This window comes from Mycobacterium sp. RTGN6, from assembly GCF_033804605.1.
In the GTDB taxonomy this organism is placed as follows: Bacteria; Actinomycetota; Actinomycetes; order Mycobacteriales; family Mycobacteriaceae; genus Mycobacterium.
In genome coordinates this window covers 198098-218673 of record NZ_JAPZKZ010000009.1, presented here as the reverse complement: position 1 = coordinate 218673, position 20576 = coordinate 198098, and the positions used below count along the sequence as shown (strand labels likewise).

At 65.6% G+C, this 20576-nt stretch carries 20 protein-coding genes; 5 read left to right on the top strand and 15 right to left on the bottom strand.

Going from position 1 to position 20576, the window contains the following annotated elements; translation table 11 throughout:
• Nucleotides 1–53 precede the first annotated feature (53 nt).
• The 3 genes from SLQ33_RS22670 to SLQ33_RS22660 form a co-directional block, all read right to left on the bottom strand.
• The gene (locus SLQ33_RS22670) at nucleotides 54–1514 is read right to left on the bottom strand and encodes a FadD3 family acyl-CoA ligase (RefSeq protein WP_319456121.1); all 1461 of its coding nucleotides are present in this window, start codon (nucleotides 1512–1514) and stop codon (nucleotides 54–56) included.
• Nucleotides 1511–2701 (bottom strand): amidohydrolase family protein, encoded by a 1191-nt coding sequence (locus tag SLQ33_RS22665; protein WP_319456120.1) that lies wholly within the window; start codon nucleotides 2699–2701, stop codon nucleotides 1511–1513. Before SLQ33_RS22665 ends, SLQ33_RS22670 begins: the two co-directional genes overlap by 4 nt.
• A gap of 143 nt (nucleotides 2702–2844) precedes the next feature.
• Entirely contained in the window at nucleotides 2845–4446 is a 1602-nt protein-coding gene (locus SLQ33_RS22660) for an AMP-binding protein (protein WP_319456119.1), read from the bottom strand.
• 141 nt (nucleotides 4447–4587) lie between these two features.
• Between SLQ33_RS22660 and SLQ33_RS22655 the strand changes: the two genes are divergently transcribed.
• On the top strand, nucleotides 4588–5304 hold the full coding sequence (locus tag SLQ33_RS22655) for an enoyl-CoA hydratase/isomerase family protein (RefSeq protein WP_319456253.1): 717 nt from the start codon (nucleotides 4588–4590) through the stop codon (nucleotides 5302–5304).
• A gap of 133 nt (nucleotides 5305–5437) precedes the next feature.
• On the top strand, nucleotides 5438–5641 hold the full coding sequence (locus tag SLQ33_RS22650) for a cold-shock protein (RefSeq protein ID WP_319456118.1): 204 nt from the start codon (nucleotides 5438–5440) through the stop codon (nucleotides 5639–5641).
• 91 nt (nucleotides 5642–5732) lie between these two features.
• On the opposite strand, the gene SLQ33_RS22645 is transcribed toward SLQ33_RS22650, so the two are convergent.
• Nucleotides 5733–6260 (bottom strand): VOC family protein, encoded by a 528-nt coding sequence (locus SLQ33_RS22645; RefSeq protein WP_319456117.1) that lies wholly within the window; start codon nucleotides 6258–6260, stop codon nucleotides 5733–5735.
• Nucleotides 6261–6546: 286 nt separating this feature from the next.
• Between SLQ33_RS22645 and SLQ33_RS22640 the strand changes: the two genes are divergently transcribed.
• Nucleotides 6547–6984, top strand: a complete 438-nt coding sequence (locus SLQ33_RS22640; protein ID WP_413467699.1) for a hypothetical protein — start codon at nucleotides 6547–6549, stop codon at nucleotides 6982–6984.
• Here the strand turns inward: SLQ33_RS22640 and SLQ33_RS22635 are convergent.
• A complete protein-coding gene (locus SLQ33_RS22635; RefSeq protein ID WP_319456116.1) occupies nucleotides 6967–7587 on the bottom strand; it encodes a helix-turn-helix domain-containing protein in 621 nt (206 codons plus the stop codon). The genes SLQ33_RS22640 and SLQ33_RS22635 overlap by 18 nt on opposite strands.
• Before the next feature lie 192 nt (nucleotides 7588–7779).
• On the opposite strand from SLQ33_RS22635, the gene SLQ33_RS22630 reads away from it, so the two are divergent.
• Entirely contained in the window at nucleotides 7780–9057 is a 1278-nt protein-coding gene (locus tag SLQ33_RS22630) for a cytochrome P450 (RefSeq protein ID WP_319456115.1), read from the top strand.
• Between the two features lie 24 nt (nucleotides 9058–9081).
• Here SLQ33_RS22630 and SLQ33_RS22625 read toward each other — a convergent pair whose 3' ends face one another.
• Nucleotides 9082–9591, bottom strand: a complete 510-nt coding sequence (locus tag SLQ33_RS22625) for a hypothetical protein (protein ID WP_319456114.1) — start codon at nucleotides 9589–9591, stop codon at nucleotides 9082–9084.
• A gap of 189 nt (nucleotides 9592–9780) precedes the next feature.
• On the opposite strand from SLQ33_RS22625, the gene SLQ33_RS22620 reads away from it, so the two are divergent.
• The gene (locus SLQ33_RS22620) at nucleotides 9781–10185 is read left to right on the top strand and encodes a hypothetical protein (protein WP_319456113.1); all 405 of its coding nucleotides are present in this window, start codon (nucleotides 9781–9783) and stop codon (nucleotides 10183–10185) included.
• 16 nt (nucleotides 10186–10201) lie between these two features.
• Here SLQ33_RS22620 and SLQ33_RS22615 read toward each other — a convergent pair whose 3' ends face one another.
• The 9 genes from SLQ33_RS22615 to SLQ33_RS22575 are packed head-to-tail and all read right to left on the bottom strand — an operon-like array spanning nucleotide 10202 to nucleotide 20336.
• The gene (locus SLQ33_RS22615) at nucleotides 10202–10690 is read right to left on the bottom strand and encodes a hypothetical protein (RefSeq protein WP_319456112.1); all 489 of its coding nucleotides are present in this window, start codon (nucleotides 10688–10690) and stop codon (nucleotides 10202–10204) included.
• A gap of 55 nt (nucleotides 10691–10745) precedes the next feature.
• The gene (locus SLQ33_RS22610; RefSeq protein ID WP_319456111.1) at nucleotides 10746–12452 is read right to left on the bottom strand and encodes an MlaD family protein; all 1707 of its coding nucleotides are present in this window, start codon (nucleotides 12450–12452) and stop codon (nucleotides 10746–10748) included.
• A complete protein-coding gene (locus tag SLQ33_RS22605; protein ID WP_319456110.1) occupies nucleotides 12452–13861 on the bottom strand; it encodes an MCE family protein in 1410 nt (469 codons plus the stop codon). Before SLQ33_RS22605 ends, SLQ33_RS22610 begins: the two co-directional genes overlap by 1 nt.
• Complete coding sequence (locus tag SLQ33_RS22600; protein ID WP_319456109.1) at nucleotides 13858–15357, bottom strand: MCE family protein; 1500 nt, start codon at nucleotides 15355–15357, stop codon at nucleotides 13858–13860. Before SLQ33_RS22600 ends, SLQ33_RS22605 begins: the two co-directional genes overlap by 4 nt.
• Nucleotides 15354–16439: an MCE family protein gene (locus SLQ33_RS22595; RefSeq protein ID WP_319456108.1), complete on the bottom strand. Its 1086-nt coding sequence runs from the start codon at nucleotides 16437–16439 to the stop codon at nucleotides 15354–15356. Before SLQ33_RS22595 ends, SLQ33_RS22600 begins: the two co-directional genes overlap by 4 nt.
• Nucleotides 16439–17464, bottom strand: a complete 1026-nt coding sequence (locus tag SLQ33_RS22590) for an MCE family protein (RefSeq protein WP_319456107.1) — start codon at nucleotides 17462–17464, stop codon at nucleotides 16439–16441. Before SLQ33_RS22590 ends, SLQ33_RS22595 begins: the two co-directional genes overlap by 1 nt.
• The gene (locus tag SLQ33_RS22585) at nucleotides 17461–18654 is read right to left on the bottom strand and encodes an MCE family protein (RefSeq protein ID WP_319456106.1); all 1194 of its coding nucleotides are present in this window, start codon (nucleotides 18652–18654) and stop codon (nucleotides 17461–17463) included. The genes SLQ33_RS22590 and SLQ33_RS22585 overlap by 4 nt, the downstream gene beginning before the upstream one ends.
• Before the next feature lie 14 nt (nucleotides 18655–18668).
• A complete protein-coding gene (locus tag SLQ33_RS22580) occupies nucleotides 18669–19514 on the bottom strand; it encodes an ABC transporter permease (protein WP_319456105.1) in 846 nt (281 codons plus the stop codon).
• Nucleotides 19515–19526: 12 nt separating this feature from the next.
• Nucleotides 19527–20336, bottom strand: coding sequence for an ABC transporter permease (locus SLQ33_RS22575; protein WP_319456104.1), 810 nt, complete (start codon nucleotides 20334–20336; stop codon nucleotides 19527–19529).
• Nucleotides 20337–20576: the final 240 nt, after the last annotated feature.

Genomic DNA, 20576 nt, shown 5'->3' with positions numbered 1-20576 from the left:
GCGCAGAAAGCCCTGCTTCCTGCGGAAATGCTATTTCCGCGCTGTACGTACGCTCAGCGCAGCCGGTCCTTGACGACCTTGCCCGTGGCGTTCGTGGGCAACTCGTCGAGGAACTCTACATACCTGGGCACCTTGTAACCGGCCATTCGCTCACGACTCCACGCGATGACGTCGTCGGCGGACGGCGGCGCGCCGACATCGGCCCGCGCCACCACGAACGCCTTGCCCACCTGGCCCATGCGGTCATCGGGCACGCCGATCACCGCGACCTGGGCCACCGCGGGGTGCTCCAGCAGAAAGCCCTCGATCTCGGCGGGGTAGGCGTTGAATCCGCCGACGATGAACATGTCCTTCTTGCGCCCGACGATGCGTAGCCTGCCGGTCGCCGTGAACTCGCCAAGGTCGCCGGTGTGCAGCCAGCCCTCGGCGTCGATCGCCTCGGCGGTTGCGGCCGGATCGTCGAGGTAGCCCTGCATGACGTTGTAGCCGCGCACCAGCACCTCGCCGTCGTCGGCGACGCTGACCTCGACGTCGTCGCACGGCAGTCCCGCGGTGGTGGCCACGTCGGAGAAGGAGTCGCCCGGACGCGACAGCGTCACGTTGCCCGCCTCGGTAAGGCCGTATCCCGTCATCACCGTCTGGAACGGCAGTTCGTCGTGCACCCGGCGGATGAGCTCGACGGGGATGTCCGCTGCCCCGGTGACGCCGGCCCGCAGGGTCGCCAGCCTGTCCTTGTCCGTCACCGCCAACAGCGAGTGATACACCGTCGGCGGGCCAGGCAGCATCGTGATCCGTTCCCGCTCAATCAGATCCACTACTTCGTCGATGTCGAAGACGGCGACCGGCAGCATCGTGGCACCGCGCAGGAACGACGCGACGAGGCCGGCCTTGAGGCCGAACGTGTGGAAGTACGGGTTGATCATCAGGTAGCGGTCGCCCTCGCGCAGATCCGCCAGCGTCGCCCACTCCTCGTACGCCTGCAGCGTCTGACGGTGGTTCATCATGGCGCCCTTCGGCCGCCCGGTGGTGCCCGACGTATAGATGACGTCGGAGACGTCGGCGCCGTCCACCTCGCGCTCGAACGGCGCGCCACTGCCGAGGAAGTCCGACGTCAGATCGATGGTCGGGACGTCGAGCCCGACCTGAGCAACACCGAAATCCGCTCCCAGGAAGCCCTTCTGGACCATCACCGCCTTGGCGCCGCTGCGCGCCACCACGTCTGCGGCCTCCTCGGCCTTGAACCTGGTGTTGACCGGGACCAGCACGCCGCCCGCGGTCATGATGCCGAACGCGGCGATGATCCACTCGGCGGAATTCGGCGCCCAGACCGCGACTCGGTCACCCCGGCCGACCCCGAACTCTGCGAACGCTCCTGCCGCGCAACGGATGCGGTGCGCAAGCTCGACGAAGGACAGGCGCAGCGCACCGTCGACGACCGCCTCGGCGTCGCCGAACCGATCCGCCGCGCTCAAGACCATCTGTGGGATGGTCTCCCAAGGTTGGCTCTTCGTCACACCGTGACGAGCCGAGACAGGTTCCCGCCCATGATCTTCGCCTGATCCGCCATGGAGAGGTGCTCGAGCGCGGTGATGTAGTGGGTCGGCTCGCCAAGACCCTCCGGATGCGGCCAGTCAGAGCCGTACAGCACCCGGTCGACGCCGATCAGGTTGATCAGATCGTCGATGCCCTCTTCGTAGAACGGGCTGACGTGGATGCGGTTCTTGATCTCCTCGATCGGGTTGCCTGCGAACGCTTCCGGCGCCTTCTTCCAGACCTCGGCCATCGAGTCCAGCAGCGGGAACATCCACTTGGAGCCCGCCTCGACGATGCCGACCTTCAGCTTCGGATGGCGGAACAGCGCGCCGTGGATGACCCATGATCCCACTGCATCCTGGATCGGACGCCATTCGTTGAGGATCGACATCGCATTGGTCTGGAACGGCAGCATCTCCTGGGCGGCACCGTCCCACTCGGAGGTATAGCGGGAGTAGCCGCTGTCGCTGGAGTGCATTCCGACGAACACGTCGTACTCGACGCACCGCTCCCAGAAGGGGTCGAACTCGGGCAGCGCGAACGATCGCGGCCCGCGGAATCCTGGCACGGGAGCCGGGCGGATCAGGATGGCGCGCGCTCCGCGCTTGACACACCATTCCAGCTCCTCAATCGCCTTCTCGACGATCGGCAGCGTGATCACCGGCGTGGTGAAGATGCGGTTCTGGTAGTTGAAGCCCCACACCTCGTCGAGCCACTGGTTGAGCGAGTGGACGATGACGTGGATGGCGAGCGGGTCATCGGCCAGCCGCTCCTCGATCAGGCTCGCCAGCGTCGGGAACATCAGCGTGCGGTCGAGACCCAGTTCGTCCATCTTCTCGAGGCGCGGACCAGGCTCGAAGAATGCCGGGATCGCCCGCATCGGCTCGCCGAACAGCTCCTTCTTGCTCTTGCCGTCGGGGTTTCCGAATTTGAAGTACTCCTCCCAGGCGCCGGGCTTGGCGACGACCGAGAAGGTGGGGTTCGGAATGTAATTGCTGATCTGGCCCTTGAGGGCGATCTTGGTCCGGCCGTTGATCTCGACGTACTGGACGACGTCCTTGTACTCCTTGGGGAGGAACTTGGTCAGCGCCTCCGGCGGCTCGTACAGATGGTTGTCCGCGTCGAACAGCGGGAACGGGATGTCGACCCGATGCGAAAGTTGACCCATGAAACACTCCTTATCCTCTTGGGAGAATCCTATTCTCATCGGCGCCGCATCGCAATCCTCAACGGCCTACTGACGACGATGGGTAATGACGTTCCGCAGGGCGGAAGCCTCGATGCGCCGCCCGTCGCAGCTCGCGCCGGGGCTCACGTCGATAGGCGCTGGCGAACTGCAGCCGCAATGTTCTGGCGAGCTGCAGCTGCAATGTTCTGGCGAACCACGAACTTCTGAACCTTGCCGCTCGCCGTGCGCGGGAAGTCGTCTGCCGGATGGAGTTCCTCCGGCCACTTCTGCCGGGCCACCCCGGCCGCCTCGAAGTGCGCGCGGACCTCGTCGAGTGTGGGCATCGCGGCCTCCGCCTTGATCCGCAGCACCGCCGCCGCGCGCTCCCCCAACCGCGCGTCAGGAGCTGCGACGACGACCGCCTCGATCACCTGCGGCATGGCCAGCAGCACCTCCTCGACCTCGAGCGCGCTGATGTTCTCGCCACCGCGGATGATGACGTCGGCCTTGCGGTCGGTGATGGTCAGGTAGCCGTCGGAGTCGAGCACGCCGACGTCGCCGGTGTGATACCAGCCCTCGTCGTCGAACGCCTTGGCCGTCAGCTCCGGATCCGTGTAGCCGAGGCACAGGTCGGGCCCACGGCTGATGATCTCCCCGTCGTCGGTGAGCTTGAGTTCCACTCCGGGCCTGACGTTTCCGTCGGTGTACAGCCGCTTGTCCTCGGCGGCCCCGACGCCCGAACCCGTGATCGACGGATGCTCGGTGCTGCCGTAGGAACGGAACACGAACACCCCGTAGTCGGCCAGCCGCCGGGTCACCGCGGCGGGCACGCTCGACCCGCCGAGGCCGACGGTCTTGATGTGCTTGCGGTGTTCGTCGGTGCAGTCGGGGTGGTCGAGCAGGCTGGTGACGAAGTACGGCGGCCCGCCACCGATGGTGATGCCGTCGGACTTCATCAGGGCCAACACCGCGGCGGGATCGAAGACGTCGGCGAGGTCGATCGGCGCGCCTTCGAGCACGGGGATGAGGAAGGCACTGAGCATCCCGATGAAGTGCCCGACCGGGGTCGCGGTCAACTGGCGCCCACGGTCGGCTGGGTAGTTGGCCAGCAGCTGACGCGTCTCGAAGCCAAGGGTCTGATGACTGTGGATGACACCCTTGGGGTCTCGCGTCGTGCCCGACGTGAAGGCGATCAGGGCCGGTGCGGCCGGATCGGTGGCGACGGTGCCCGGCATCGGCTCGGGCTCGAGCAGCTCGTCGAAATCGTGCTCGTGCGCCCGCGTCGCTCCACCGCCAACGAGGACGACGATCGGGATGTCCGAACAGAGATCGGGAAGGTAGGTCATCCGGCCGAACCGTTCGGCGGTCACGAAGACGCGCGGCTCGGCCGTCGCCACGATGTGCGCAATCTCCTTGCGGCCATAGAAGTGCACGATCGGCACGACGACAGCTCCGAGCAGCGCCGACGCCCAGAACGCCGCGGCGGCCTCCATCCAGTTGGGCAGCTGCAGTGCGATGACGTCACCGGGTCCGACGCCACGTGCGCGCAGCCCAGCGGCGAGCCGGCGCGCGACGAGTTCGACGTCGCGGAACGTACCGGTGTACGGCCGCACGTCGGAATGCACGCAGAAGCCGGAGTCCGGACTGGCCGCGAGCCCTCGTGCGACGAGGTCGCCGAGCGTGTCCGGAGTCCACCAACCCGCGTCCTCATACTGGGTGACCAGGTCGGCTGGGATCGTTCGCATGGCGTTTTGCATGGGCTCCGCAGGCACCTCCGCAGCATCGAATGGCGTCGTAGCCGACGCCTTGAAGACCGATGGTGATGCTATTCTCCTGCTACGAGAATGCCAATACCGAAGTTGGAGAACGACTTGGACGACAGCCGCATGGTCGAACTCGAATTGGCCGACGGATTGGCCATCGTCACGATCGACCGGCCGCACGCGCGCAACGCCATCTCGCTCGAGACCATGGACCGGCTCGACGAGGCGCTCGACGGCGCGGTCGGCGCCAGAGCCTTGGTCATCAAGGGGGCGGGTGAAAAGGCCTTCGTGTCCGGCGGCGACCTCAAGGAACTAAGTGCCATCCGGACCGAACCCGACGCCGCAGCCATGGCTTGGCGCATGCGCAAGGTGTGCGACCGCATCGCAGGCTTCCCCGGACCGGTGCTCGCGGCGCTCAACGGCCACGCGCTCGGCGGCGGCGCCGAGGTAGCGGTAGCGGCCGACATCCGACTGGCCGCGGATGACGTCAAGATCGGGTTCAACCAGGTGACACTGGAGATCATGCCCGCGTGGGGCGGCGCGGAACGGCTCGCGGCGCTGGTGGGCAAAAGCAGGGCGCTTCTGCTGGCAGGTACCGGGACGATCCTCGATGCCAGCGAGGCGGAACGCGTTGGTCTGCTGGACCGCGTGGTGCCGCGTGCGTCGTTCGAGGAGGAGTGGCGTGCGGTCGCACGGAAGCTGGCGCACCCCGCCGCGGGCGAGATCAAACGGGTGGTCAGAGGCGCCTCGCCCGAGGAGGCCGTCGCGGCGTTCGCCCGCCTATGGGTGGCCGACGCGCACTGGGCGGCGGCGGATCGGGTGATGAACCGCGGCAAGTGAGGATGCGAGTTGGCCTGCCGGCCACCAGTTGGACCCCCGCCGCGGGTTTCCATCCGGAAAACAGCTGTTAGACTCGGCGAACGGACAGTTTCTGAATTGAGTCCGATGAATACGCAGAGAGTGAAAAATAAGTATGCCACAGGGCACCGTTAAATGGTTCAACGCCGAAAAGGGTTTCGGCTTCATCACGCCTGATGAGGCGACGGAGGACGTGTTCGTTCACCACTCCGAGATCCAATCGCAGGGTTACCGCACGCTGGAAGAGAATCAGCGTGTGTCCTTCGAAATCACCGCAGGCGCCAAGGGCCCACAGGCCGTTGGAGTGACCCCGCTGTAACTCGGCAGGAAATTTTCTGCGCCGACCGAATGAATTCCAGGTTCTAGGAATTCATCTCGAGCGGCGCAGAATTTTTTTTGCCCACCGAGCGTCACACCTGAATCTCCCGGATGGGATCCGTGCCGTCCCAGTTCTTCGCCGCGTCGCGGAAGAACGCACCCATGCCCTCGGTGGCCTCGGTGAGCTCCATCAGCTCGTAGATGGTCGCCGGGCTGCCCTGCGGCGGTTCGACATACGCGAATCGGGTCGCCGTGTCCTCGCCGCCGGCCCACACGACCGGCCACCCGGCCGCCTCCGCCGCGGCGACGGTGTCGTCGAACTCCGTTACCCACCAGGCGAATTGATGGAAGCCCTCGCCGTGCGTCGCCAGGAACTCGGTGAAGATCGAGGGCGTGTCATCGTGTTGCTGGATGAGTTCTAGTTGCAGCTCGCCGGAATTGGCGAGCGCGACGGACATGGTGATCTCGCAAGGCTTCCCGCGGTAGCTCGCCCCCTGCACGCGGTTGCGCACGACGTACCACGGCCCGACACCCATCGCGACCCACGCGGCGAGGCTTCGATCGAGGTCTTCGACGACGTGACCGACCTGCCGGATCGGCCCCGACAACGGACTGGTCATGACGGGCGGCCTACACCCGCCGCCGCGGCGGCGGGGAAGGTGCGGCGCCGATCTGCGTGCGGTCAGTGTCCACGGGTCGCACGCTAGTCAGTAGTTAGACGTCGGTCAACATCCCGCGGACGGCCGAAAGTGTGTGAAATTGCGCTAACTGCGCAGAAGCCGACTGCTGACCGTAGTCAACACAGCACCTCGTTTGCGGCCGCTGGCAGCTCTGGCACGCGCTCGTTCGCGGCCGCGGTCGGCCATTCGCGCCCACGCCTGGCATATCTCGTTCTAATATTTGGAAATGATGTTTCCGCGCCGACTGTGGTCGCTTGCTGTACTCCTACTGGCGGTGACGGCCGTGCTCGGCGGTCTGGTGTCGGGCATGCCCAGCGCGGCGGCCGACGATCTAGTGCTCCACCACGTCAAGTACACCGTCTTCAGCGAGACCCCGTTCCGGAACGCCGAGATCTACTACCGCGACGTCGAACCGACGAACTTCGCCGAGTACAGCCACAACCCGTACGCCTTCAGTCCTAACGTCGAGGCCGACGTCGGGCCGAATCAGATGTGGACGCTGGACGTCATGCTCGCCAACCCGGACCAGTGGGCCATGGTGACGGCAGGCAGCATGGACTCCCCGCATCGGCCGAACTTCCATTGCGTGATCGCCGTCGATGGCCAGGTGGTGGTCACGAATCAGGGTCCGAAGGGCGCGCTCTGCTCAATCCGGAACTGGTGAGTCCGCCCGCTCCATCGGCAACGGTTCGCCCTCGAGTCTGCGGATCTGCTCCTCCAGGAACTCCAGGATCTCGGTGTGCCCGAGGGTCATCCCGAGACTGCGTTCGACGACCAGGACCTGCGATGCGCCGGTAGCGAAGAACGTCCACACCACCGCGGGAACCTCCGACGTGTCGATCCCATAGCGTTGCAGCACGGTGGTGATCGCCTTGGTCTGCTCCTCGCGTGCCCGCTGCGCGTAGTGCGCGATCTCGGCGTGCAACGCCTTGCGGTGGTTCGCCAAGCCCATGAACTCCAGCGTCAGCCGGGTGGCCGACGGATCGGTCATGAATCGCCATAGCGCCCACAGCGGTTGCGGCGACTCGAGCGCCAGCGCCTGCGCCGCGAGCCCCTGCTCGGCACGACGGCGGAACACCGCAAGGAAGAGCTCGTCCATGGTGCGGAAGTAGTAATGCACCAGCTGCGGTTTGAGCTCGGCCTGCTCCGCGACCCGGCGGGACGTGACCGCGGCGTAGCCCTCCTCCAGCATCAGCTGCTCGGCGGCGTCGAGCAGCACGATGCGGTTCTTGGCGTCCGGTCCCCCGATCCTGCGCGCCGATGCCATCTGTGCACTTCCTTCGTTTGTTGTCGTCGAAACGCAGATCGTAGTCGCAGCCAGGTGCTGCGACCTTGACCACGACAGTACGTCATGCTAAGCAGATGCTCAGCACTTTCAGCCCACATCGCGACGGCGCACGGATCCGTCGTCGAGTCCGATCGCCCCGTTGACGCCCGCTCCGGAAGGACCGCTCCCCAGATGACCGACTTCGACACCGTCGACTACTTCACCGATCAGACCCTGGTGCCCGACCCACACCCATACTTCGACCACCTGCGCGGCAAGTGCCCGATCGTCAAGGAGCCCAACTACGGCGTCCTCGCGATCACCGGGTACGAAGAGGCTGCGACGGTGCTGAAGGACCCCGACACGTTCTCGTCGTGCATCGCGGTGGCCGGTCCGTTCCCGCCGCTGCCCTTCACCCCCGAGGGCGACGACATCACCGAGCAGATCACCGCGCACCGGTCGCAGATGCCGATGTTCGAGCACATGGTCACCATGGATCCGCCCGATCACACCAACGCCCGTTCGCTGCTCAACCGGCTGCTCACCCCGAGCCGGCTGAAGGAGAACGAGGACTTCATGTGGCGGCTGGCCGACGAGTGTCTCGACGACTTCATCGCCGACGGCAAATGCGAGTTCCTCAGCGCGTATGCAAAGCCGTTCTCCATGTTGGTGATTGCCGATCTGCTCGGCGTCCCCGAGGAAGACCATTCGCAGTTCCGCAACGTGCTCGGCGCGCCGCAACCGGGCGCCATCGTCGGCTCGCTCGACCACGAATCCGTCGCGAGCAATCCGCTCGAGTGGCTCGACGAGACATTCATCGCCTACCTCGAGGACCGCCGGGAGTCGCCCCGCGACGATGTGCTGACCGCACTGGCCACCGCCAAGTACCCCGACGGCTCCACCCCGCCGGTACTCGAAGTCGCGCGTTCCGCGACGTTCCTGTTCGCCGCAGGCCAGGAGACCACCACCAAGCTGCTGTCTGCGTCGCTAAAGGTGCTCGGCGAGCACCCGGAGATCCAGGAGGCGCTGCGCAAGGACCGCAGCCGCATCCCGGTCTTCGTCGAGGAGGCGCTGCGGATGGACGCCCCGGTGAAGAGCCAGTTCCGGTTGGCCAAGAAGAACACCACCGTCGGCGGCATGGACGTGCCAGCGGGCACCACGCTGATGGTGTGCCCCGGCGCGGTCAACCGCGACCCCGGCAAGTTCGAACACCCACACGAGTTCAACCTGGATCGCAAGAACGTGCGCGAGCACATCGCCTTCGGCCGCGGCGTCCACTCCTGCCCCGGCGGCCCGCTGGCCCGCGTCGAGGGCCGGGTGTCCATCGAGCGCATCCTGGACCGGATGCTCGACATCGCCATCGACGAGGAGAAGCACGGCCCGGCCAATGACCGTCGCTACGACTACGAGCCGACCTTCATCTTGCGCGGGCTCACCAACATCAACATCACGTTCACTCCGGTCGCATAGGCAACACGGGCGAAACCCGGGTTGTCAGGCGATCTTTGAGATCTTGACCGGCAGGTTCATCACCAGTGAGCGGTTCCTTCCGCAGTTGCCGCTGACGCCGGTGGTCTGGTCCTCGCCGAGGTACAGATTGGTGTTATCCGTTCGGATGCCGTCTTCGTTGGCGGGGTAGAAGCGGTAGACCTGCAGCCCGGGGGACGTGGATCCGTCGGGGCACGGGATCCAGTCGGCGACATAGTGTTTGACGTACCACATGCCGCTGGTGGTGTAGATGTCCTCGGTCCAGCCCAGGCTGCTGGTGACCTTGCCCGAGCAGGTGAGGGCGGTGCTGCACGTGGAGGAGACGGTCCAGGTGCTGCGCACCGACGGCTCGTCCTGGTAGCGGTCGTTCGTACGGGCCCACTCGCCGTTCGACACGACGGAATACGTTCCGTTCGGAGCGTATTGGGATAGGTCGTCGGCAGCAGACTGGGGCGCGGTCAGCACCGACGCCGTGGCGAGCATCGCGGCCGTTGCGATCACCTTCGCTGGGCCCATTACCTGCTCCTCGCGTATGTCCATGATGGCAATGCCATTCTTCGCCCGGAGAATATCACTCTAAGCGCAGCCCAGGGACCAGTTTTGCCACCGTGGGTGCAGCGATCGCGGGACCCTTTCCGGCCTGCCGGTTCACTCATCTTCTCCAAACAGGAGAATTTCACTCTCCATTGTGCGAGAGTATCTTTCGTGCGAATTGTCGTGGCTGCCGCTGCCGGCCTGTTGGCCGCAGGCCTCCTTGCAGCACCCCCGGTGATGGCTGATCCGTCCGATCCTGCGCCGCCCGATGACCTGACGTCATGCAACGAACCTGCGTGCGTGCCAGGCATCATGCCGGGTGCCGTACTGGGCGCGCCGTGCTCGAACTCCACGTACTACGTGTTCGGGGTGACGGACTGGGGCCGGGTCGTGTTCTGCGGCTCGCCGCGGCGCTACGAACCACGTTGGTTCCGGTCGACCGAATTGCGCGGCATCAAGCTCGAGGGCGGCAACTGCTCGGGGCGGGACGGTGAGATGGCGCAGGCTCCGGACGGTTTGTTCCTGTCGTGCGACGCGCGCAACGGCGCCAGCACCTGGACGCGCGGGGATCTCTGAGTCATCCGTTCGGGACTCAGAACCGGATCAGCGAGAAGTCGAACGTGCTCGTGCCGCCGGGCCCTCCGTAGCAGCTCGCGTCGTAGGTGGACACGATGCTGCCGGCGAGCGTTGCCCCGTCCCAGTTGTAGACGTCGTGCGACGGCAGGTTGTAGCCGATGCAGCGCACACCGTCGATGACGTCGACCGTCAGCGTGTACCGGCCGTCGGCGTAGAACGCCGTGCCCTGGAACCGTTGACTCTTGGGTGGCCGGGGGATGGCGATCACGTTCAGGTTGCCGTCATCGGGATTGACGACGGGATCGATCAGCGAGGTACCACATTCGGGATCGCCGCACGAGTGAGTGACTATCCACAACCAGGAGTGGTTGTCCCACCGGTTGTTCGCCATCTCGTAGTTGCCGATCGTCATCTTGGCAGCGTTGGCGGCCGGAGCGACCACCATGGCCGCCGATACGAGCGCGGCGCCCAGTAGGGGCGCTACTGCCTTTGCCGCTGTGGCCACGGCCATCTCCCGTCTTCGCGCGTGCAATGTCTCGAGCACATTTCTTTCGTACGAGCTAGTGGAGCAGTAGGTCCTTCCACGACTTGCCCAACGGAACGCCCGCAACCAGGTTCGTCACCTTGTACAGCTTGCCGTCCGACCCGATGTACTCACCCGTGCGCGGATTGTATTGGGCGACGGCCACTGTGGGGCCTGCGCCCGGCTTCGGTCCCCCGAACGAAGCCGGTGCTGCCGGCACCGCAGCGCCGTCGGGTGGCAGCGGCGCGACCTCGGGAGCCGCTTCCGGTGCTGGGCCCGGTGGCGGCCCGAGCGGTGGAATCGGCTGGCCGTTCAACGAATTGCCAGGAGGCGGCGGAGGCGGCACCGCCGAGGCGAGCGGAGCCTCCAAGGGCGAGACGACCTGTGCACCGAAGGGCACGACGTTGGGCGACGTGCTCGATGGAACCGCACCCGGTGGCAGCGGAGTGCCCTCGACGGGCGCGAAGATGTCCTCGCTCAGCGTCGTCCGGTCGTCGTTCGGGATGCCCTGAGCTATCAGGCTGGGATCGATCGGAGAAGGGCCGAACACGTGCTGCCGCATCGCCAGCGGTTCAAACTCCTTGTCGCTGTTGCAGATCTGCACGGTAGGCGCGCGCTTGCCGGGCTTGCGCATGCAGGGGAAGTTGCGGACGCCACGAACCGAGATCGGCGAGTCCTGCGGCAGCTTGCAGTAGATCCCGTCCGGGGTGTCGATGTCGGATTCGTCCGCCGGTGAACGCCACGACGACGGCGGCAGGAAGCCGACTCTACAAGCGGGCGGATCGTCGACCGAGGCCTCGAAGTCGCCTCGCGCACTACCGGTCGAGTCGGACAGCGGCGCATAGGACTGTTGCTGAGCGAAATACGGGGGCAGCAGTACCAGAAGCTGTTCCAGCCCCGCGTTGTACGTCATCAGGATCTCGCTGACGGTGCCGAGGTTCGCAAGGAGCACGGGCAGCGTCGGCTTGAGCTGGTTCAGCAGACCCGAGACCTCGTCCGAGAAACCCGGGAAGGTCTGCAGCACAGTGCGGAACTGCTGGTCGTCCTTCGCCAGCTGGCCGGTGAACCCCGCCAAGCTGCGCGCCCACGTCCGGATCTCGTCGGACGTTGCAGCCTGCCCCTCGAGCAGCGGCCGGCTGTCGTCGGCGAGCGTGCGGGTCTGATCGGCAATCCCGTTCAGGTCACGGCTGATCGTGTTACCGGAGTCCAACAGCGAGCCGAAGTCGAAACCGGCGCCGTTGAATCCCTTGTACGTCTCGTCCAGGAGATCACCCAGCCTGTCCTTGGGGAACGTGCCCACCAACTGGCTGACTCGGTCCAGCACCGGGCCCACCGCCGGGGGCACCGTGGCGTTCTCCGCCGTGATGACGGACCCGTTCTGCAGATACGGCCCCGAATCGGTGCGTGGCCGCAAGTCGACGTACTGTTCGCCGACCGCCGACACGCTGCGCACCTCGGCGACGAGGTCCGCGGGAATCTTCGGCGAGGTGGCGATCGACAACGTCGCCTCCGCACCATGGGGCGTCACCCTCATCTCGGTGACCTTGCCGACTTCGACGCCGCGGTACGTCACGTTGCTGAACCGGTAGAGGCCTCCGGACGTCGGCAACTGCAGGGTGACTTCGTTGCGGCCGATTCCGAGCAGGGTGGGCACCTGCACGTAGGTCCACGCCATCACCGCAACACCGATGATCGACACGATCGTGAAGATCGCCAGCTGGATCCTGATGAAACGAGTCAGCATCAGCCACCTGCTCCTGTCGGTGCCGCGGGAAGCTGCGCGCTACCCGCCGAGTACGGCCCGGCGAATATGGGACCGTCCCCACCCGAGGGTGGCGGTCCCGCGACAGCCACCCCGTCGGCGTTCTGCGGGACGATCGGCAGCACAGGTCCCTCGACGGGCGGCAGTGGTGGTGGAGCCTGTGGCGGCGGCGCTGCGGGATAGGAACCCGGCCCGGGCAGGCTCCTGGACGCACCCGGTGGGTCGGGGTTCAGGCCGGGATTGTTCGGGGGCACGGGCCCCAACGGGCCGAACGCAGGCGCCGGCGCGAGTGGGCGACCCATCGGATCGTAGGTGTAGCGCTGGAAGAACGGCTCGCCCGGCACCGGCACCAGGTCGCGACCCTCCTGGCCGGCCCGCGAGCCGAGGAAGATCGACTTCCGCAGGCGCGGACCAGAGATGTCGACCGTCGCGAAGAGGTTGATGAAGTCGCCACGGACTGCCCGATCGATCAGGTTCTGGCCGTAGGGAAACACCGTCGCATAGGCGAGCGCCGCGTCGAAGTCCGGGCCGACGTCGGCCAGGGCCTGAATCGTCGGCTGAAGGTTCTTCAAGTTGCTCACCAGGTCGGCCTGGGTGTCGTTGACGAGCCTGTTGGCGGTGTCGCTGAACGTCCCAAGTTTGGTGAGCGCATTGGTGAGCTGAGGCCGCTCGCGGTCGAGCACCTCGAGCGCGCGCGGAATCCGTTGCAGCGCTTCGTTGATGGAGTCACGCCGGTCGGCGAACGTGGTAGCGACGCGGTTCAGCGCGGTGATGGTGTCGACGAGACTCTGGCGCTGTTGATCGAGTGTTCCGATGAACTCGTCGAGTTGGCTCACCAGGTTTCGCCAGTCGTCCTCACGGCCGGACAAGGCGGCGTTGAACGTGTGCACGACCTCACCGAGCTGACCCAACCCACCGGCATTCACGACGACGGACAGCGACGACAGCGTCTGCTCCGTCGTGGGATACGTCGACGACTCGTTGAGCCCGATCGTGGCCCCCGGCTGCAGTTTGCCCTCGGGCGCCTGACCCAACGGCGGGTTGAGCGCCAGGTGCATCGAACCCAGCAGGCTGGTCTGTCCGACGCTGGCCACCGCGTTGGCCGGGATGACGACGCCGGGCTGGACCGAGATGTCGACGTTGGCGTGCCAGTCCTGGACTTCCATCTTGCCGACGCTGCCGATCACGACGTCGTTCATCAGGACGGGCGAATTCGACTCCAGCGTCGAGACGTTCGCGACCTGCACGTGATAGATGGCTGCATCGGAGTCGCGCCCCACCGCACCCGGCAGGGGTAGCGAGTTGATGCCCTGGAACGCGCACCCCGTGGCGGTCAGCGCCACGCAGGTGCCCGCGACGAACAGACTTCGCATTGAAGCTCCACGCATCATGACGGTGGTGCTCCTTCCTCGGCAGGCAGCGGTGGGCCAGGCGGAACCAGCGGTGGCGCTACCGCGGGGAGCATCATGCCCGGCAGATCCGGCACGGCACCCGACGCAGGCGGCGGAATCGGCTCTCCAATCCGTATGTCAGCGGGCGTCGGCACCGGCGCGCCGGGGTACAGCGCGGGGATCGGGAAGTTCTCCCGGCGATTGGGGGCCGAGAAGGGACCGTCCGGTGCCGGGCCCATGCCAGGTGGCGGCGGCACGTCGCCGTCGAGGCCCGTGTACGCGGACACCGCCGGTAGGTTCTCCGGCGCTCTCGGCACACCGCCCTCGCCGCCCGGCGCGAGCTTGGGGTCGGCGTAGATGATGTTGTGCGGGCTGGCCGACTTGGCCAGGTAGGGATTGATCGGTATCGGGATGTAGTTCAGGTTGAGCAAGCGCAATGCGGGCCCGAGGTAGTCGTTGCACAGCTTCGCGGTCTCGGGTGCCGTGGTGTTCTGTACGGCGCCGATTGCGCCGCAGACGAACTGCATGGGGCTGGCCAAGTTGGGGATCGAGAAGCCGCCTCGGGGCGAGCCGGTATCGGGGTCGTAGATGTTGTACGCGTTCGCGAACGCAGTGGGGGTGACGTGCAGCACCTGCTCGAAATCCATCTTCACATCGACCAGCGTTTGGGTGACCTGCCGCAGGCCCTCGAGCTGCTCGGCGGTCTGGTTGCGCGTACCCGCGACGAATCGCTTCACCTCGGTGATCGCGGTCGAGAGATTGGTCAGCGCCGCATCGAGGTCGGACTTGCTTCCGTCGAGCACGCTGGACAGGGTGGCCAGCCGGTCGTTGAACGCCACGATCTGCTCGTTGCTGTTCTTCAGCGCGGTGACGAAGACCTGGAGGTTCTTGACGACGCCGACGAAGTTCCCGCTGCCCTCGGCGAAGATCCGGCCAACGCCGGACAGTTCGGCCAGCGTCTGACGCAGCTTCTCGCCGTTTCCATCCAGCGCGTTCGCGGCACTGTCGATGAACCGGCCGACCGAACTGGTCGACATGTCCTCGGTCGGGTTGAGGTCGGTCGCGAGGCGCTCGAGTTGCTTCTTCACGTCGTCCCACTCGACCGGCACTGCCGTCCGGTCCAGCGGGATCACGGCACCATCGGCCATCTTCGGGCCGTCCCCCCGGAACGCCGGGGTCAACTGGAGGTAGCGGGCGGCGACCAGATTCTGGGCGACGATCACCGCCTGCGCGTCGGCAGGCACGGGCACCCCGTGATCCACCTTGATCGTCATCTTCGTCTGGGTACCTTGCGGCTCGATCGAGTCGATGGTGCCGACCTTGACGCCGGAGACCCTCACGTCGTCGCCCGGGTAGATCGCGGTAGCCGTTGGGAAGAATGCGGTGATCTTCGTCGGCGCAAAGAATGCAGCGCGCAGCGCCACGTATCCGCCTCCGATGAGCGCGAGCACCAACACGGCGGCCAGCGCGGGCACCAGCCACTTGCGCGCGCTCATCGCGACCCTCCAGGAATCGAGTTGTAGGGCAGCGGGAGTTCGGCCCGTGGCCCGGCTTGCGACGGCGGTTGGCCGTCACCGAACGCGCCTCTGCGGAAGCCGAACGCGTAGTCCAAGAAGGGCTGGAACAACTGCCACGGCTGGAAGTTCGGCACGTACGCGGTGTAGTAGAAGCCGCTCGACACGGCTTCGCTGAGCGTCGTCTGGTACTTGGCGGCGCCAGGGATCGCCTTGGCGAGGTTGTCCCGGTTGCGCACCAATACCTCGTTCACCTTGTTGAGGTGCTCGAGCACCGGCGCCAGTTCCTTTTCGTTGTCGGCCACCAGCCCGACCAACTGCTTGGAGACCGCCGAGGTGTTGGCAAGCAGGTCGACGATCGCCTGGCGACGCTCGACGAGTACACCGAGCAGGTCGTTGGCGTTGAGGATCAGGCTGTTCACCTGCCCGCTTCGCTCCGAAAGGATTCCGGTGACGTCCGAGGCCGTCTTGAGCAGTTCACCCAGCGTTTCGTTGCGGCTGTTCAACGACTGCGACAGTCGCGTGAGGCCATCGAACGTCGGACCGAGTCGCGGCGCGATCTGGTCGAGGGTCGACGACAACGTGTCGAGCGACTGGTTGAGCTGTGCGGTGTCGGTGCCCTCGGTGTTGGTCGTCAGGTCGCCGACCGCATCGCTCAGCGAGTACGGCGAAGACGTCCGCGTAATCGGGATGGGGTCGGTGCGGTTCAGCTTTCCGCTGCCTTCCGACTCCAGTGTCAACACCCGTTCCCCCAGGAGCGTGCCGGTCTTGATGTGAGCCGACGTCTCCGACCCGAGCGGGTACTTGTTGTTGATCGTGAACCCGATGAGCGCGTCGCCGTTGACGAGTGAAATATCCGTCACGGCACCGACTTTGATGCCAGCCAGCGTGACGTCGTTACCGACGCTGATGCCGCCCGCTTCGGCGAAGAGCGCCTTGTACTGCAACGACGTCGCATACGCCAGCAACCGCTCGGGCTGCAGGCCCACGGCGATGACGAGGATGGCGAGGACCACCCCCATGAATCCCGCCCGGATCAGGTTTGATGCACGGTATTTGAGCATTAGGGCTCAGCGCACCTTCCGTTTTCTTGCTTCACGAAGGGGAAGAACGATGCCCTGCCCTGAAGATCGGTGACCTTGATGGAGAGTTCGCAGATGTAGTACTGCACGAAGGCGCCGTAGGCACCGATTCGTGCGAGCTTGCGATAGTTGCCAGGGGCTCGCATCAAGGCGCCGTCGAGGTAGCCCTTACCCGCGTCGAGGTTGGGTGCCAGGCGATTCAGCTGATCCACCGTGCCCGCCAGCGGAGGCCGCGCCTGGGTGAGCAGGTCGGCGATCGACGCCGTTCCGTTGTCGAGCGAGGAGATCGCGGTGGCGATCGGGTCGCGATCCTGCGACAGCCCGCTGATGAGCTTTTCGAGTCGATCGATCGCGCCTGCGAACTTGTCGCCGTCCTTGGAGATGGTGCCGAGCACCGTGTTGAGGTTGTCGATCAGAGCCTCGATGGTCTGATTGTCATCCGCCAACGTGGTGGTGAACGACGAGGTCCTGGCGAGCAGCGAGTCGAGGTTGCTCTCCTGGCCCTGGAAGACCTGCACCAACGACTGCGACAACGCATTGACATCCTGCGGATTCAGGCCCTGGATGACGGGCTTGAGCCCGCTGAGCAGCAGATCGAGGTCGAGCGCCGGTTCGGTGCGATCCACCGGGATCTGCGATCCGACAGGCATCAACTTCGTCGAGCCTGGACCATCGACGAGGTCGAGGAAGCGGTCACCGGTCAAGTTGAGGTAGCGGATCGCGGCCTTGGTGCCACTGGTCAGCTTGATGTCGCGGTCGGCGTCGAATTCGACGAGCACGTTTCGATCCGATTGCAGCGAAACGTCTTTCACGGTTCCCACGCGGATGCCGGCCACCCGGACCGTGTCACCCGCCGCCAGCCGCGACGCATCGGTGAAGACTGCGGAGTAGCCGTTGGTGGATCCGGTCCGGTACTGCCCGAAGGTGAAGAACAGGAACACCGTCAGCAGCGCCATGATCGCGGCGAAGATGCCGAACTTGACGAGCATGCTTCTTGAGCCGGTCATCCGGGCATTCCGATCTGCGCACTGTTTCGCGGCGGGCCGTCAATGGGGCCGAACAGCGCCTCCTTGAGCGCGTCCGAATTGAGCAGCACACCCTGGTTTCCGTACGCCCACGGGTTTGCTCCGACGTCGGCGACCAGGAACGGCGGGCGGAAGTTGGTCGGGACCATGGGCAACTTCATCGCCTTGCAGGTCGGACCGCTCTTCGCCGCCACCTTCGGGAGGTCCTGCGGGTAGCGGTAGCGCTCGACGCCCAATGTGAAGTTGGCCGTCACGTCAACGCCGGGCCGGTCCGGCGGCGGAGTGTGGATGAACGGGATCAGGCCCTGGAGTCCACACGTCAGGTTTTCCTGGTACTGGCTGGCCAGCGCCAGGGTGGGCACCAGCATGCGCATGTCGTCGGTGAGCGCCTGACGGTTGGTTCCGATCACGTCGTTGCCGGTGTCGGCCAGCCCGACGGCGCTGATCAGGAACGCGTCGAGGTTCTGTTCCTGGTCCACCAGGGTGTTGCTCACCGTCACGGTGCTGTCGATGATGTCGACGAGTTCCGGAGCGGTGTCGGCGTAGCCGCTGATCGCTTGGGGGGCGACCTCGAGGTCACGGCTGATGTTGCCAAGGCTCGGGTTGATCTTGGCGAGCAGTTGGCTGAAGTCGGTGACCGTCTCGCCCAGCTTCTCGCCGCGCCCGCTGAGGGCGCCCGAGATCGCGGCCAGGGTCTCGTTGAGCTTCACCGGGTCGATCGCCTTCAGCACCGAAGTGAGCTGCTGGAACAGCGTGTTGGTCTCGACGGTGACGTGCTGAGCTTCGAGCTGCTGCCCATCCCGAAGCGGTTTCGACGACGGGTCGGGCGGCTCGACGAGCTCGACCGACTTGGCGCCGAACACCGTCGAGGACGAGATGTCGACGAGCACGTTGTCCGGGATGGCGTTCAGCGAATCGGGGTACATCGCGAGGTGCAGGACCGCCTTGCCGTCGGGGCGGTTCTCGATCCGCTCGACCTGGCCGACCTGGACACCACGCATCTTCACCTTGGCTTCTGGATTCATCACCAGGCCTGCGCGTTCGGAGACGATGGTGACCGGCACGGTCGTTCCCCAGCCGCCGTTGAACATCCCGATCGCGAAGACGACGATTCCGATGAGCACGGCGACCATCGCGAGGCCGGCCAGTGGGCGGACTAATGAATTGGACACTCGACGTCTCTCCCCTAGCCCGACAGGTTGAAGTTGCCGTTGGAGCCGTAGACGGCCAGTGACACAAGCAGGGTCACCGAGACCACGACGATCAATGAGGTGCGTACCGCGTTGCCGACCGCGACCCCGACTCCGGAGGGTCCGCCGGTGGCGAAGTAGCCGTAGTAGGTGTGGATCAACAGGATGGTCAGGGCCATCAAGATGGCCTGCAGGAACGACCACAACAGGTCGATCGGGTTGAGGAAGGTGTTGAAGTAGTGGTCATAGAGCCCACCGGACTGTCCGAATAGGAACACGGTGGTGAACCGCGACGCGAGGAACGACAGGATCACCGCGATGGAGTACAGCGGGGTGATCGCGATCATCCCGGCCACGATGCGGGTGGACACCAGGTATTCGATGGGCCTGATGGCCATCGACTCCAGGGCGTCGATCTCCTCGTTGATCCGCATCGCGCCCAGCTGCGCGGTGACTCCGGCGCCGAAGGTGGCGGCCAACCCGATCCCGGCGATCACCGGTGCGGCGATGCGCACGTTGATGAACGCCGAGAGGAATCCGGTGAGTGCTTCGATGCCGATGTTGCCCAGGCTGGAGTAGCCCTGCACGGCCAGCGTGCCGCCGGTGGCCAAGGTCAAGAACCCGACGATGACCAGCGTGCCGCCGATCATGGCCAGCACCCCGGCACCCATCGAGATCTCGGCGATCAACCGGATGATCTCCTTGCGGAAGTGGATGAAGGCGTGCGGGGTGCCCCCGATGGCCTTGCCGTAGAACAACGTCTGATCGCCGATGCGACTCAGCAGGCCAACCGGCTGCTGCAGGGTGCGGGTGATGCGCGGATAGGTCACGCGTAGTGCCACGGCCCGACCCCTCTACTTCGCCGTCATCTGGATGCCGATGGCGGTGACCACCACGTTGATCACGAACAACGCCATGAACGCGAACACCACCGTCTCGTTGACCGCATTGCCGACCGCCTTGGCGCCGCCGCCGGTGATGGACAAGCCCCGGTAGCAGGCGATCAGACCCGCCATCAGCCCGAACAACAACGCCTTCACGCACGAGATGATCACCTCGGGCACCCCGGTCAGCAGCGTCAGCCCGGCGGCGAACGCGCCCGGGTTGACGTCCTGGACGAACACCGAGAAGAAGTAGCCGCCCACGATCCCGACGATCACCACCAGGCTGTTGAGCAGGAACGCCACCAATCCCGCCGCCAGCATCCGCGGGGTGACCAACCGCTGCACCGGGTTGATGCCGAGGACCTCCATGGCGTCGATCTCCTCGCGGATGGTGCGCGAGCCCAGATCCGCGCACATCGCGGTGGCGCCGGCACCGGCGACGATCAGCACCGTCACGGTCGGACCGATCTGGGTTACCGCGCCGAAGGCCGCGCCCGCACCCGAGAGGTCAGCCGCACCCAACTCGCGAAGAAGAATGTTCAGCGTGAAGCTGACCAACACCGTGAACGGAATCGCCACCAACAACGTCGGCGCCAACGACACCCGCGCCACGAACCAGCACTGCTCCAAGAACTCCCGCCAATAGAACGGCCGGACGAAGATGAACTTCACCGCGTCCAAACCCATCGAGAACAGTCCGCCGACCGCACCCATCGCCCCGGAAAGGCCCTTGGGCACCCCGACCCCCATCGACCACCGCTCGGGCCCCTTAACAGCCATCAGCGCCAGGTCCTTCCAGGATCGTCACGCCCGACACGACCGTCGGCCCGCCAAGGTTGTGCGCCAGTGCGTTTCGGGCGCTGCCTACTCGGCTCACGGCCACTCCTCGCAACGGTTGAATCAACTCGACGCACTGTGCCACACCAACCACACCCAGCGGGTGACGTTTGGCCGTTAATTCGTAACGGGGTTTCGACGGCAAATAGCTTACGAGACTAAGGGTCTCGTTTCCCGGCAAGC

What these genes read in the sequence shown, in the direction of transcription:
- SLQ33_RS22665 (WP_319456120.1), bottom strand. Translation starts at nt 2,701, where the DNA reads ATGGGTCAACTTTCGCATCGGGTCGACATCCCGTTCCCGCTGTTCGAC.
- SLQ33_RS22640 (WP_413467699.1), top strand. Translation starts at nt 6,547, where the DNA reads ATGATGTTTCCGCGCCGACTGTGGTCGCTTGCTGTACTCCTACTGGCG.
- SLQ33_RS22655 (WP_319456253.1), top strand. Translation starts at nt 4,588, where the DNA reads ATGGTCGAACTCGAATTGGCCGACGGATTGGCCATCGTCACGATCGAC.
- SLQ33_RS22600 (WP_319456109.1), bottom strand. Translation starts at nt 15,357, where the DNA reads ATGAGCGCGCGCAAGTGGCTGGTGCCCGCGCTGGCCGCCGTGTTGGTG.
- SLQ33_RS22590 (WP_319456107.1), bottom strand. Translation starts at nt 17,464, where the DNA reads ATGACCGGCTCAAGAAGCATGCTCGTCAAGTTCGGCATCTTCGCCGCG.
- SLQ33_RS22595 (WP_319456108.1), bottom strand. Translation starts at nt 16,439, where the DNA reads ATGCTCAAATACCGTGCATCAAACCTGATCCGGGCGGGATTCATGGGG.
- SLQ33_RS22605 (WP_319456110.1), bottom strand. Translation starts at nt 13,861, where the DNA reads ATGATGCGTGGAGCTTCAATGCGAAGTCTGTTCGTCGCGGGCACCTGC.
- SLQ33_RS22635 (WP_319456116.1), bottom strand. Translation starts at nt 7,587, where the DNA reads ATGGCATCGGCGCGCAGGATCGGGGGACCGGACGCCAAGAACCGCATC.
- SLQ33_RS22645 (WP_319456117.1), bottom strand. Translation starts at nt 6,260, where the DNA reads ATGACCAGTCCGTTGTCGGGGCCGATCCGGCAGGTCGGTCACGTCGTC.
- SLQ33_RS22625 (WP_319456114.1), bottom strand. Translation starts at nt 9,591, where the DNA reads ATGGGCCCAGCGAAGGTGATCGCAACGGCCGCGATGCTCGCCACGGCG.
- SLQ33_RS22660 (WP_319456119.1), bottom strand. Translation starts at nt 4,446, where the DNA reads ATGCGAACGATCCCAGCCGACCTGGTCACCCAGTATGAGGACGCGGGT.
- SLQ33_RS22650 (WP_319456118.1), top strand. Translation starts at nt 5,438, where the DNA reads ATGCCACAGGGCACCGTTAAATGGTTCAACGCCGAAAAGGGTTTCGGC.
- SLQ33_RS22575 (WP_319456104.1), bottom strand. Translation starts at nt 20,336, where the DNA reads ATGGCTGTTAAGGGGCCCGAGCGGTGGTCGATGGGGGTCGGGGTGCCC.
- SLQ33_RS22630 (WP_319456115.1), top strand. Translation starts at nt 7,780, where the DNA reads ATGACCGACTTCGACACCGTCGACTACTTCACCGATCAGACCCTGGTG.
- SLQ33_RS22610 (WP_319456111.1), bottom strand. Translation starts at nt 12,452, where the DNA reads ATGCTGACTCGTTTCATCAGGATCCAGCTGGCGATCTTCACGATCGTG.